Annotated in this window: 10 protein-coding genes; 3 read left to right on the top strand and 7 right to left on the bottom strand. The window is 49.5% G+C overall.

What is annotated here, in order from left to right; all coding sequences use genetic code 11:
* The 3 genes from V5298_RS02015 (at position 1) to V5298_RS02005 (ending at position 3,918) form a co-directional block, all read left to right on the top strand.
* A complete protein-coding gene (locus tag V5298_RS02015) occupies positions 1-1,230 on the top strand; it encodes a Zn-dependent hydrolase (RefSeq protein ID WP_332929793.1) in 1,230 nt (409 codons plus the stop codon).
* Between the two features lie 16 nt (positions 1,231-1,246).
* Positions 1,247-2,668, top strand: coding sequence for an aldehyde dehydrogenase family protein (locus tag V5298_RS02010; protein ID WP_332929792.1), 1,422 nt, complete (start codon positions 1,247-1,249; stop codon positions 2,666-2,668).
* A gap of 71 nt (positions 2,669-2,739) precedes the next feature.
* Positions 2,740-3,918, top strand: a complete 1,179-nt coding sequence (locus tag V5298_RS02005; RefSeq protein ID WP_332929791.1) for a pyridoxal phosphate-dependent aminotransferase — start codon at positions 2,740-2,742, stop codon at positions 3,916-3,918.
* A gap of 70 nt (positions 3,919-3,988) precedes the next feature.
* Here the strand turns inward: V5298_RS02005 and V5298_RS02000 are convergent, their stop codons facing one another.
* The 7 genes from V5298_RS02000 to V5298_RS01970 all read right to left on the bottom strand — a co-directional run bounded on the left by V5298_RS02000 (position 3,989) and on the right by V5298_RS01970 (position 12,619).
* The gene (locus V5298_RS02000; protein WP_332929790.1) at positions 3,989-4,312 is read right to left on the bottom strand and encodes a (2Fe-2S)-binding protein; all 324 of its coding nucleotides are present in this window, start codon (positions 4,310-4,312) and stop codon (positions 3,989-3,991) included.
* The gene (locus V5298_RS01995; RefSeq protein ID WP_332929789.1) at positions 4,305-5,531 is read right to left on the bottom strand and encodes an FAD-dependent oxidoreductase; all 1,227 of its coding nucleotides are present in this window, start codon (positions 5,529-5,531) and stop codon (positions 4,305-4,307) included. Before V5298_RS01995 ends, V5298_RS02000 begins: the two co-directional genes overlap by 8 nt.
* Entirely contained in the window at positions 5,531-6,832 is a 1,302-nt protein-coding gene (gene gabT, locus V5298_RS01990; protein ID WP_332929887.1) for a 4-aminobutyrate--2-oxoglutarate transaminase, read from the bottom strand. The genes V5298_RS01995 and gabT overlap by 1 nt, the downstream gene beginning before the upstream one ends.
* A 17-nt stretch (positions 6,833-6,849) precedes the next feature.
* Positions 6,850-8,304, bottom strand: coding sequence for an NAD-dependent succinate-semialdehyde dehydrogenase (locus V5298_RS01985; RefSeq protein WP_332929788.1), 1,455 nt, complete (start codon positions 8,302-8,304; stop codon positions 6,850-6,852).
* An 8-nt stretch (positions 8,305-8,312) separates the two neighbouring features.
* Positions 8,313-9,455: an aromatic ring-hydroxylating dioxygenase subunit alpha gene (locus tag V5298_RS01980; protein WP_332929787.1), complete on the bottom strand. Its 1,143-nt coding sequence runs from the start codon at positions 9,453-9,455 to the stop codon at positions 8,313-8,315.
* A 106-nt stretch (positions 9,456-9,561) separates the two neighbouring features.
* On the bottom strand, positions 9,562-10,935 hold the full coding sequence (locus V5298_RS01975; RefSeq protein WP_332929786.1) for a YjiH family protein: 1,374 nt from the start codon (positions 10,933-10,935) through the stop codon (positions 9,562-9,564).
* A 67-nt stretch (positions 10,936-11,002) separates the two neighbouring features.
* Positions 11,003-12,619 (bottom strand): 5-guanidino-2-oxopentanoate decarboxylase, encoded by a 1,617-nt coding sequence (locus tag V5298_RS01970; protein WP_332929785.1) that lies wholly within the window; start codon positions 12,617-12,619, stop codon positions 11,003-11,005.
* Between the last annotated feature and the right edge of the window lie 23 nt (positions 12,620-12,642).

Raw genomic sequence — 12,642 nt, 5'->3', positions numbered from 1 at the left:
ATGGCGTTACAAATAAACGGTGAACGCCTGTGGGCGACCCTGATGGAAATGGCACAAATTGGCGGCACCGACAAAGGTGGCTGTAATCGTCAGGCCTTAACCGACAAAGACAAAGCGGGCAGAGAGTTGTTTATCTCCTGGTGCAAAGACATTGGTTGTACCTTGCGAGTTGATCAGATGGGTAATTTGTTTTTGCGTAAAGCGGGCACTGACGATTCCTTGCCGCCGGTGATCACCGGCAGCCATTTGGATACCCAGCCTACGGGCGGTAAATTCGATGGGGTATACGGTGTGTTGGCCGGATTAGAAGTGTTGCGCACCTTGCATGAAAACCAGATAAAAACACAACACCCCTTAGAAGTGGTGGTGTGGACCAACGAGGAAGGGGCACGATTTTCCCCGGCCATGATTGGTTCTGGCGTCTGGTGTGGCGAATTTAGTTTAGACTACGGACTAAGTCGCACAGATAAAGCCGGCGTGAGTATTGGCGATGAATTAGCCCGTCATGGTTACCAAGGCGAGACGCCGTGTGCCCCGTTTGAGATCAAAGCGGCCATCGAACTGCACATCGAACAAGGCCCCATTTTAGAAGCCGAACAAAAGCCCATTGGCGTGGTGAAAGGTGTTCAGGGCATGCGTTGGTATGATCTTGTGATCACAGGTCAGCCTGTTCATGCAGGGCCCACGCCCATGGAGCAGCGCCACGATCCCATGAAAGCCGTAGCAAAAATTATCACTGCCCTTTATGCCCTTGCTGACGAAACCGGCCCATTAGCCAGGGCGACCTTTGGTGATATCAATGCCAGTCCGGGTTCACGTAATACGGTGCCAGAAACCGTCACCCTTACGGTGGATTTACGTCATCCAAATCAGCAAACGCTGGATAAAATGGATGAGGCCTTTCGCCGTATTGCCAGTGATTTCAGCCGTGAGTGTGGGGTAACACACGAAATTATTGATGAGTGGAATTCTCCGGCGGTGGAGTTTGATACAACCTGTATCGACGCGGTGCGCACCTCTGCAGAACAAGCCGGGCTTGCCTATGAGGAGATGTTCTCTGGTGCAGGGCATGATTCTGTGTATGTATCTAAAGTGGCGCCGACGTCCATGATCTTTATTCCCTGTGAAAAAGGGATCAGTCATAACGAGGCCGAAAACGCCACACCCGAAGACATTACAGCCGGATGCCAGGTGTTGTTAGGCACCATGGTCACACTGGCAAACGCCTAAACGACGAGAACAGCAGATGAAAAATTACATCCAGCTTTATATTAACGGTGATTGGGTTGCCAGTACCGGCGACCAAACCCTCACGGTTGTTAATCCTGCTAACAGCGAAGTGGTTGCCCAAGTGCCTGCAGCCACCGTCGACGATGTGGACTCCGCGGTGAAAGCGGCTAAAAAGGCTTTTGCGAATTTTAGTGCCACCTCGTCTGCTTATCGCGCCGGTTTAATTCACAAAATTGCCGATGTCATGGAAGCACGTAAAGATGAGCTAATCCAAGCCATTGTGAATTCCATGGGATGCCCCGTGGCCTTTGCCGATGATATTCAGGTGCAAGGGGCCATTGACTCCTTTCGCAGTTTTGCCGATCTTGCCGGTGAGCTGGATAAACAAGAGCAACATGATGCTTTTATTACTGTACATGAAGCGATTGGGGTGTGTGTCCTTATTAACCCCTGGAATTACCCGTTATCACAGTTGGTGGGTAAGTTGGGACCGGCGTTAGCCGCAGGTTGTACGGTGGTTATCAAACCTGCGGAACAAACGCCACTACAGGATTTGATTTTGGCCGATATTATCCATCAGTGTGATGTACCTGATGGCGTGGTAAATGTACTTACCGGGGTGGGCCGGGACATTGGTGAAGCCTTGTGTAGCCACCCTGATGTGGACATGGTGTCTTTTACCGGCTCAACCCTTGCGGGTATTAAGGTGGCTCAGGCGGCAGCACCCACGGTGAAACGGGTTTGCCAAGAGCTTGGCGGCAAATCACCTTATATCATTGCGCCCGGTGCGGATCTTAACGCCGCGGTAAAGTATGGCGTTGAAGATATCATGATCAATTCGGGCCAAACCTGTAGCGCCCTTACGCGCATGCTTGTTCCCCGTGATGTACTTAGCGAAGTGGAGCATATTGCCCTTAATATGGTTTCTGCCTGGACGCCCGGCGACCCCAATAACCCAGATACGCTAATGGGGCCCTTAAGCTCAAAGTTACAGCAAGAGCGAGTACTTACTTATATTGATGCTGGTATTAAAGAAGGGGCAAGGCTGCTGTGTGGTGGTAAAAAATTACCTGAATATCTTAAAAATGGGGCGTATGTTATGCCAACCATTTTTTCCGATGTCACGCCTAATATGACCATTGCCCGGGAAGAAATTTTTGGCCCGGTGCTGTGTATTATTCCTTACGGCAGTCTTGACGAAGCCATACAAATCGCCAACGACACGGTATACGGGTTGTCCTCTGCGGTGTATGCCACAGATAAAGAACAGGCGCTTAAAATTGCCGCACAATTAAAGGCGGGTCAATGTCTTATTCAGGGCGCTTATTTTAATACGCATGCGCCCTTTGGCGGCTATAAACAGTCGGGAAATGGTCGTGAATGGGGCGTTGAAGGCCTTAAGGAATACACCGAAACCAAAGCGATTATTTTTCAGTAAGGGCTTACACCTGTGAAGACGATGAAAGGTTCACGGGTGAGGTTGTTGCGATTCAGTTAGGAAGTAAATTTATGCGTTATGCGCCATTAACCCAGGCCATTCAAGGGGAAACCGTGGATGCCTGGGATATTCATTTTAAAGCCACGGCATTAAAAGAAGAGGATCCCGGTGTCATTATACTTAGCATTGGCGATCCAGATTTTGACACGCCGCCAGCGGTAGTGGAAGCGGCGGTATACGGCCTTCGCAATGGCGATACCCATTATGTGGAAATTGAAGGGCGGGACCCTTTACGCAGTGAAATTGCCCGGCAGCATCAGGCAAAATGCGGTCAGGTAGTCAGCAAAGAGAATGTGATATTACTTGCCGGGGCGCAAAATGCGCTGTTTTCTACTTCCTTGTGTATTTTAGCGCCGGGGGATGAAGCTATTGTGTTGCAACCCATGTATGTGACCTACGAGGCTTGTATTCAACTTACCGGCGCAACCTTGGTGCCGGTGGCCATGGATAAACACAATGATTTCAGGCTAGATCCCGATGCGTTGGCCACCGCCATTACGGATAAAACCCGGGCTATCTTTTTTGCCACGCCCAATAACCCCAGTGGTGTCATGCTAAATCGTGAAGAACTGCAATTTATTGCTGATCTTGCCATTAAACACGACTTGTGGGTGGTTTCTGATGAGGTATACAGCCAAACAATCTTTGAAGGCGAGCATTTAAGTATTGCCGGTTTCCCTGATATGGCCGAGCGCACGGTAACCTTAAACAGTTTATCAAAGTCTTATGCCATGACCGGTTGGCGTGCAGGTTGGGCCATTGCTCCTGAAACCCTGGCTAAACACCTGTCTAATTTGTCTTTATGTATGTTGTACGGGTTGCCGGGGTTTGTGCAACAGGCTGCGTATGCGGCATTAACGGATAAAAGTGCCATCGAAGCATCAGAACAGATGCGTCAAACTTATCAGCGTAGGCGGGATACCTTGGTAGCGTGTTTTGAAAAGCATAAAAACCTTTCCTGCGTCCCGCCTGAAGCCTCCATGTTTTTACTGGTGGACGTCAGTCAAACCGGGCTTAACGCGCAACAGTTTGCTGAAGCGTTACTGGAATTTGAACGTATCGGGGTGTTGCCGGCGACGGCCTTTGGTCAATGCGCTTCCGACTATATTCGGATTTCTTATGTGGTGGATGATGAACAACTTGCCGATGCGTGTTCCCGAATCGACAGGTTTATGACCCGCTTTAACTAGCACTTTGGTTAACGAACACCACAAACAAAAAACGGGCATAGCGCCCGTTTTTTAGTATCAGGTTCTTCGGTTACCAGTCGCTTTCGGGTACTTTTACCACCAGACCATCCAGATCATCAGAGACGGTGATCTGACAAGATAACCGGCTACCAGGCTGGCAGTCTTCAATGGCACTTTCAAGCAGCGCCGTTTCCATTTCGTCGGGGGGCGTGACCTTATCCAACCACGCTGTATCGACAATGCAGTGGCAGGTGGCACAAGAACAACATCCACCACAATCAGCGGTAATTTGCTCAACGCCGTTATCTACCGCGGTTTGCATCAGGCTATCGCCCTCAATAGCGGCTACAGTCATTTGGCTGTCATCAGGTAAAATAAAGGTTACGTTAGGCATGCTGTGGTGCTCCTGTGAATATGTCGCTAACAGGGATACTGGCATCGGCCAGTAAGATCTTGTCTAGTTCGGGTCGTTCAGGAAGGTATTTGCGTGCCACCATAAAGGATTTAGGCTGATTAATGGTGTCCACAGCAATAAGCTGACTTCCTGAAAAATAAAACGCCGCTAGGCTTTTTTCTGATTCTTGGCGCACAACCACATCGGTATACCCGGCAGATAACCCGGCAATTTGCAGCTTTGCATCGTATTGATCAGACCAAAACCAGGGCAACGCGTTGTATGGCGCAGGTTTGTTACAGATTGCGAAAGCCACGGTCTTGGCTTGATCTGTTGCGTTTTGCACCGACTCAATGCGTACTTTTTTATGATACACTGGATGGGTGAAGTTGGCGCAATCGCCAATGGCATAGATATGTTCGTCATTGGTTTGCATAAAGGCATTCACATCAATACCGTTACTTACATTCAATCCACTGTCTGCAGCCAGGGAATGGGCAGGTTGTACGCCTATGCCCGCCACTACCATATCGGCGTCGTAGTGTGTGCCATTGTCGGCTATTACGGATGTCACCTGTTTGTCACCGGTGATTTCTACTGCCAATGTATTGGTGTCAATAACCACACCATGTTGCTGGTGCAATTGGGTCATAAAATCACTGATGGCCGGGCAGGTTAAATGCTGCAATGGTCTGGCGGTATTGATTAAGACAGTCACGTCTTTACCCATTTTGCGAAGGGATGCCGCCGCTTCAAGACCAATGTAACCGCCGCCGATCACCACCACTTTTTGCGCCTTGGGTAAGGCTTGTTTAATACTAGCAGCATCTTGATGATCACGTAGATAATACACGTTCTCAAGATCCGCGCCTGGAATGGTCAGGCGGCGTACTGATGCGCCTGTGGCTAAAATGAGATCATCATAAGCCAGTGCTTGGCCATCCGCCAGTTCCACGGTTTGCGCCGACCGGTTAATTTTCACCACCTTAGTATCCAACATTAAACGGATGTTTTTTTGCTGGTAAAAGGCTTCAGGGCGCAGCCATAAACGGGCCTCGGGTAAGGTGTCTTGCAAAAACGCTTTAGACAATGGCGGGCGCTGATAAGGCAATACCTTTTCGGCGCTGATAAGGGTAATGTCGCCCTCATAGCCCTGGGCGCGCAAGTTTACTGCGGCTTGCACGCCGGCATGGCTAGCGCCTACGATGACACAATGCATTAGTAACTTACCTCTTCCGCGTTATCTAACAACGATGCCAGTAAAGCGTCAAAGTTATCTAAACCTTCAGCAGCAATATCTGGGGTCATGGTCAGCGCCGGTAAAAAGCGTATCACATTCCCGTAGTAACCACAGGCCAGCAGAATAAGGTTGTGCTCTTTGGCTTTAGCAATGATAGCTTGGGTAAGCGCAGGGTTGGTTTGCTCAGGGTCGCCGTTGTACATAAATTCAATGGCTATCATGGCACCGGTATTACGTACTTCTGAGATGAACTTGGGATAGCGGGCTTTGAGCGCATTAAGTCGTGCCGAGAACAGTTCGCCCAATGCATTGGCTTTACTGATCAACTGTTCTTTTTCAATGACATCTAATACTGCCAAGGCTGCGGCGCAGGCCACCGGTGAACCACCATAGGTGCCGCCTAATCCACCGGGCAAGGGCGCATCCATGATCTCAGCTTTCCCCACAACCGCGGATAACGGGAACCCACCGGCAATCCCTTTGGCCATGGTCATTAAATCAGGCTCAATACCGGCATATTCGCAGCAGAACATTTTACCTGTGCGGCCAAAGCCAGTTTGAATTTCATCCACAATCAGCATGATGCCATGCTCATCACAGAGTTTGCGCAGAGTTTGTAAAAAACTCACCGGGGCAGCATTAAACCCACCTTCACCCTGAACCGGTTCAATAATGATGGCGGCTACGTCGTCAGCGGCAATGGTGGCTTTAAACAGGTTCTTTAGCGCTGCTAATGCGTCTTGCTCGGTGATATTGTGCAGCGCATTTGGATATGGCACATGGTAGATATCCGCGGGGAAGGGACCAAAGTCTTTTTTGTAAGGGGCTATTTTACCGGTAAGTGCCATGGTTAAATTGGTGCGGCCATGAAAGCCGGCGTTAAAGGCAATCACACCACGACGGCCAGTATGGCAGCGGGCAATCTTGACGCAGTTTTCCACCGCTTCGGCGCCGGTTGTTACAAAAATGGCTTTTTTGGGGGTGTCGCCTGGCGCTAGGGCCGTTAGTTTTTCCGCCAGTGACACGGCACTTTCATAAGGATTGACCATTAAGCAGGTATGGCTAAAGGCGTTAATTTGCTCGGTAACGGCTTTTACCACATCCGGGTGACTGTGGCCGGTATTACATACAGCAATGCCGGTGGCAAAATCGATAAACCGATTGCCTTCAACATCGAAGACTTCAGCGTTGCGGGCTTCTTTTACGTACACCGGGTAGCTGTTACCCTGACCGCGGGCGAATACTTTGTTTTTTCTTGCTTGCAATTTTTCGTTGTTCATTACTGTTTCTTCTGTTTTCATTGCCCGATTCCCCCCATACAGAGATATTTAATATTGGTGTAATCACTTAACCCATAATGGGAGCCTTCACGGCCCGTACCTGATTGCTTAACGCCACCAAAGGGGGCGGCAGTATCAGAAATTAAGCCTTCGTTAATACCTACCATGCCAAAATCCAGCGCTTCAGAAACCCGCCATACCCGGCTGATATCTTTAGAATAAAAATACGACGCCAAGCCATATTCCGTGTCGTTTGCCATGGCAATGGCTTGTTGTTCATCAGCGAATTTAACCATGGGCGACACTGGACCAAAGATTTCTTCGCGAAATACCCGCATGTCAGGGGTAACGTTTCCTAACACCGTGGGAGGATAAATATTGTCGTCACCGGCGGGGGTACCGCCAAGTACTAAGGTGGCCCCTTTTTCGATGGCATCTTCCACTAATCCATGCACATTTTTGCAGGCGTTTTCATGGATCATGGGGCCTATGTCTGTGCCTTCGGCCATGCCGTCACCCATTTTTAGGTTAGCCACCTTGTCTGTGTATATGGCGAGGAATTTGTCGTAAACACTTTCTTGTACCAGGATACGGTTGGTACACACACAGGTTTGCCCCGCGTTGCGGTATTTTGATTGGATCAAGCCTGTTGCCGCGGCGTCAAGATCCGCATCGTCAAACACAATAAAAGGGGCGTTGCCGCCAAGCTCCATGGATACCCGTTTTACCGAGTCGGCACACTGTTTGGTCAATAATTTGCCCACCCGAGTAGAACCGGTAAATGAAAATTTGGCCACGTCGGGATGTTGGGTTAACACTTTACCCAATCCAGCCGCATCTGCGCCGGGTACCACATTGAAAACACCACTGGGGATCCCCGCTTTTTTAGCCAGTACTGCCAGCGCCAGTGCCGAAAGTGGCGTTTCTGTGGCTGGACGCACCACAAAGGTACAGCCGGCAGCCAATGCTGCGGCTGCTTTGCGGGCAATCATGGCATTAGGGAAGTTCCATGGCGTAATGGATGTCACCACACCCACGGGTTGTTTGATTACCACAATGCGTTTATTGGCTGCCGGGGCCGGAATGGTATCGCCATAGACACGTCGGGCTTCTTCGGCGAACCATTCAATAAAGGAGGCGCCATAGCCAATCTCGCCCACGGCTTCTTTTAACGGTTTACCTTGTTCTAGGGTCAGCAGTTTGCCCAGTTCTTCTTGGTGCTCAATGATCAAGGCATACCAAGCCTTTAATAACTTGCTGCGTTCGATGGCGGGCATGGCGGCCCAGGCTGGAAAAGCTTGTTTGGCCGCTTCAATCGCCGATGCCGCATCGTTCTCGTCACAGTCACTGACGTCAGCAATATGCTCACCATTCAGCGGGTTGGTTACCGCGAAGGTACCAGGTTTCGTCACCCATTCACCATTAATGTAGGCAGCGGTGGCAACTAATTGTTCATTGAATGAAAAAGACATGTTCGATCCTACTTTTGACTTGCTGCAGCGGCCATCTTTTGTAGCCACATTTGATGGAACGTCATGTTGACCTGATCCCAGGCCTTGTTCAAGTGACCTTGGTTGGCGATGTCATTACTGCGGGTCACTTGCAGTTTATCGAGCAGTTCGATGTCCTGTTCATTCACTTCGTTTAACACCTCATGGAGACGATCTCGCTCTGCCTGGTATTCGTCACTGGCCGCGTCTTCGCTTACCACATAAATACTCAATGATTCATCAGTACGGGTTTCCCCCATGGGTTTAATCACAATGGTTTGAACCCAGCATGGATCCACAAAAAATAAGGTGTTAGGGAAAATGCCAAACCATTGTTGGGTGCCTTTTTTCTCATCCGGTAAGCCTTGCCAATGGGGGAGTTGCTTACTGGTTTTTGCCGGTTTGGCGCTGGCACCGTTTTTGAGTCTTAGTCCCACAATATCGTCAGATAAAAATAAGTCGTCTTGTTCCAGTACCGATTCCACGGTACAGGCTTGGGAGTGAACAAAGGGCACATGGTAGCCGTCAAGGAAGTTATCCACTGCCAGTTTCCAGTTCACCTCACCGGAGTAATCGGTGGTGCTCACCATTTGCATGTCTTGTTTCGGGTAGTCGGACAACAAGTCATCAAGGGGCTTAATAAATTCGTCAAAGGGCTGGGCATCGCCGCTCACGTTAACAAAGATAATGTCCCACCAGAGGGCAAAGCGAACAGGAATCAGTCCTTTATCGGCTTTATCTTCAGCTGACATCACTTTGTTTTCTTTGCCGAAATACCGTGGTGCGCTTAACAACGAACCATCAATTTTAAAGCTCCATTTATGGTAAGGGCACACTAATGAGCGTTTGTTACAAGGTTCGTCCACCAAAGGCGCTGCTTTATGGCGGCAAATATTATGAAACACACCGATTTCACCGTCTTTATTGCGCATGGCAATTAATGATTGCCCAGCAATGCGAACGGGCATGATATCGCCGGGCTTAGCAATTTGCTGGCCGCAACCGATGCTGGCCCAGCCGTTAGCAAAAATAGCGTCACATTCCGCGTTATAGGTATCAGGATCTTTAAATACGTTTGCAGGGAGTCCATGCAAAGCAACGTGTTCACTGGTAATAGTTTCTACCGTGTTCATAAATTTACTCCAGATTTTCGGGTGCCTGTTCTTCATGTTCTATCTAATCACAACCGTGTAACCGCGAACATACGAAGAATGTTATGTTGTTCGCGGTGATGACCGATTAAAACAGAAGATGCGCCATGCCATAGAGTATGGGGAAGGCAATAACAGTGCGGATCGCAAAAATAGCAATCAATTGCATAATGGTTAATGGGATCGCAGAACGCATAATGAGAATGGCGGTTTCTGCGAAGAAAATCAGTTGGGTAATGGAAAGGCCCGCTAAAATAAACTTAGTAAAGGGGTCGGCAATGCTACCTGCAATAATGGTAGGTACAAACTGATCCAGTAAGCCGATAAACATACCCGGTGCTGCCATCTCGGCCTGGGGAACGTTCAGCAGTTCCAGTAATAAATACGCGGGATAACTGATCATTTGCATAATACTGGTGTTGTAATACACCGACAACGTTAAAAACTCTATGGCCATGGCAGCGGGCATCATCATTAGATAGATGTCGAACATGGACCAAAACCCTTTTTTCATGGACTGCACCGGCGACGGCGCTCTTTTGGCTGTGGTGATGGCACGTCGGCTGGCAACTATCAAACGGCTTTCACCAGAATCCACATCTTCGTTTAGCTGTTTTTCTTGTCCTTCAAAATACTCGTCTTTGAAAGAAGAAAGGGGCGGTAAGCGGGGGGTGATCACGGCACATAAAATACAAATACCAAACATGGTGCCGTACAGGGGAAGAAAATACTGCTCGATACCGGCTACTTGTGAGGTTAATAGCACGAAGGGGATAGAGACCACAGAAAAGTTGGTGGCGATCACCGCCGATTCACGAGCGCTGTAATAGCCTTGCATGTATTGGTAGTTGGTCATAACGACAGCAATACTCGATGAACCAACCCAGGATGCCAGGGTGTCGATGGTAGCGCGTCCAGGAAGGTTGAAAAATTTTTGAAAGCCCTTTTGCAGCAGTGTACCGACAAAATCTAGCAAGCCGTAATCGGTGAGAAAGGGCAGAAAGAAACACCCGAGTCCGATAAGCATAAAAATGGCTCCGGCCACATCGATATAGGCGGTAACGCCAGTTTCTTTGCTGGTTATCCATTCTGGTCCCACCTGAAATAAGGTCATGGCGGCAGTAACGCCCCCAATAAGGGTCAGTACTGTCCATGACCAGTGTGACGCCATCAAACGCCGACTATGGGGCAGGCGGATAGCGAAGCTGTGGGGAGTAAGATTATAAATGGCGGACAATATTGCACCAAGAATAAAAATACTGCAGGTAAAGTACTTCATGTTGTCGCCTAACAGGGAGACAAAAAAGTTCGATACCACGCCAAGCACAATGGTCCAGGAGCCATCGTAAGTAAATGGCACAAGGAAAAAGCCAATGCCAAACAACGAACAGCAAATCAGTTTCGCCCACACAATTAACGGTGTGGGATCCAGTTTAGTGGTTGATGCTTCTACTTTAATCATGGTGCTCTCCTTACGAGAAGCTTAACTTGCGAGGAGATAAGAAAATCAATCATCACTATCAACTCCTTTAAAATGCATAACCGCAATCTAAGGAGGCTTCATTCACTTCAATCAGAAAAGGGCCTCCCTGTTGCTTGGCGTCAAGTAAGGCCGCTTTCAATTCAGCCAGACTATGGGCTTTGGCTGACGCACACCCCATGGCTTCGGCCAGTGCCGCATAATTCGGCGCGGCAATATCCACACCAGTACGGGTTACTTTGGCGTCGTCCATAAAGCGGCGGATTTCGCCGTGACCACTGTTGTTCCATACCACGTAAATAACCGGCACGTGGGCATCCACCGCGCTGATAATTTCGCTTAAGCTAAATTGGCCGCCGCCGTCGCCGGTCAAGCCCACAACCGCTTTCTCTGGTGCCCCTAGCGCCGCACCAATGGCGGCGGGAAAGGCATAACCTAAGGTGCCGTAGCCGGTGGTTGAATGGAAATAGCGGGCAGTGTGTTGGGTTTCGTAGTAGGCCTGGGCGTAATACGCCGGTTGGGTAGAGTCTCCCACAATGATGCAGTCGCCTAATACGTCGGTGAGGATCTTAAAAAAGCTGGCATACACGGGCTTTTTCATATCTCGTGTACGCTCTTTGAGTTGCGTGCATAAACCTACAATATGGTCGTCCATATCACGGTTAACATTAGTGAGCGTATCGACGATTGCCCCTAAGGCTTGTTTAGCGTCAGACAACACCGGCACATCAGGGCGATGATTTCTTAGCAACTGGGCATTGTCGATATCAACCCGAATAAGCTTTCCCTGAATGGCTAAATCGCCTAAAAAGAAAAAGTCATAATCGGTTTCCGATAGTTCCGTCCCCACAGCCAGCACGACATCGGCATTTTGTTCAATTTCTTCCCGAATGGCCGGGTGAGAAGGGGTAGAGCCAATACTTAACGGGTGATCGCCAGGTATAACGCCCTTTCCGTTACAGGTATTGACCACGGGCATTGCCAGTTTTTCCGCCAATGCTTTTGCCTCTGCGCCCGCTTGTCGGGCACCGCCACCTAAGATCATTAATGGGCGCTTGGCGTCTTTTAATAAAGCAGCGGCAGCAGCAATACTGGCTGGGTGTGCCACAGGGCATGCGGGCATGGGCCAGGGGGTGAGATCAAGGTGGCTGGCATCAGCCGATAGCACATCAATGGGGATTTCGATGTGTACCGGACCCGGACGCTGACTGTTAAATACGGCAAAGGCCCGGGCAATAACTTTAGGTAAGTTGTCTACGCTAAGAAGGGTATGGTTATACAAGGACACACCCGCGGTAATGCCTGCCTGGTTGGGAAGTTCGTGTAATCGCCCTTCGCCCATGGCCAGTTGTTCGGTACGGTTAACCGAAGAAATAACCAGCATAGGAATGGAATCTGCCAAGGCTTGGCCCATGGCGGTGATAATGTTGGTGAGGCCGGGACCTGTAATGATGTAGCACACGCCGGGCTGGCCGGTTACCCGCGCGTAGCCATCGGCCATGAAACCCGCGCCTTGTTCATGGCGAGGGGTAATATGGCGAATATTGGTATGGTTAAACCCTCGGTAAAGCTCGATGGTATGAACGCCAGGAATACCAAAAACGGTGTTGACACCATAGGCTTCTAAAAGCGTGGTTAACGCTTCACCACATGTTCTTTCCTGCATAACTTACTATTACCTTTACTTAA

Source organism: Alteromonas sp. 14N.309.X.WAT.G.H12 (assembly GCF_036697315.1).
Taxonomy (GTDB): Bacteria; Pseudomonadota; Gammaproteobacteria; order Enterobacterales; family Alteromonadaceae; genus Alteromonas.
The sequence above is the reverse complement of the archived record's forward strand: the minus strand, read 5'-3'. Positions and strand labels throughout refer to the sequence as shown.